Source organism: Psychrobacter sp. AOP31-B2-9 (assembly GCF_052378005.1).
In the GTDB taxonomy this organism is placed as follows: domain Bacteria; phylum Pseudomonadota; class Gammaproteobacteria; order Pseudomonadales; family Moraxellaceae; genus Psychrobacter.
In genome coordinates, this window is the sequence record NZ_JBQSXG010000295.1 from 1 (window position 1) to 959 (window position 959).

General features: G+C 41.1%; 2 protein-coding genes. Both read right to left on the reverse strand.

All coding sequences use genetic code 11. From position 1 onward, the window contains the following. Positions 1-626 (reverse strand): formylglycine-generating enzyme family protein (locus tag ACT3SX_RS15280; RefSeq protein WP_444761846.1); only part of this gene is annotated, 626 nt, incomplete at its 3' end. A 135-nt stretch (positions 627-761) separates the two neighbouring features. Beyond that, the coding region (locus ACT3SX_RS15285; protein WP_444753414.1) for a hypothetical protein at positions 762-959 on the reverse strand (198 nt) is incomplete at its 5' end.

Sequence of the window (959 nt, forward strand, 5' to 3'; positions counted from 1 at the left end):
TTTCTTATCTCCTGTTTTTGCTCAAAAGTCCATACATTACGTCCATCGTCTATATCTCCTGTATCGGTTGGAAATAGCACATACTGACCACGATTACGAGCCGCATACTCCCATTGCGCCTCAGTCGGTAGATTCATCGGTACATTTAGCTGCTCCCCGAGCCATTGACAGTAATTTTGGGCTATTTGCCAATTGATACCAGCAGCGGCATCGGGCTGATGCAGTTCTATCACAGACTCTTGCATTCCCTCTTGTGGCTGTCCTGTCGCCATACTATAGATATCGAAATCACCATAAGTTGCCTTGTAGGCATTCATACTGAAGCTATCTAGGGTGACATTGTGCAAGGTTTTATTATCACCATTGCTAGAGATTGGCATGCCTTCTGTCCAGTCCAACTTAGGACCGAAGTCCCCCATCTCATAACTACCACCTTCGATAAAGCGCATGTTAGTCTTTTGCGTGGCTAAAAAGTCATTTAGTTGCTGTTGTTCAGCATCCGTTAGATCACTACGAGTTTGCGGTATGCCATTACTGTCTACCGAGGTAGCAGGCGTTTTGGCGCAGGCCGTAATAGAAAATAGAGGTAAGATAAGCAAAGATACGAATAAAGACTTTAAAGTCATAGTGGGCTACAGTAGTTTTTTGTTGAGAAATCAGAATGATTATACTAATAATTTACTGGGATTGTCTAAACAGAATAACTGCTCATTCAAAACATCATAATTATGTGATCTTAGGAGATAGTAATATGTTAAGTTTTATGACAAGGGAGTTGTAGAATTAGCAACGCATCTTGCTGTAGTATCTCCATTTTGGTTTATTCTAACATTATTATTAATAAGAGGCGGATTGGGTTCTTTGTGCCAACGTTTTACGCTCACAGGACCCATTACTCTAATATTTCTAGCATCACCTTCATTAGCCTCTACCCCTCGCAATACTTTTTCTTCACCAGT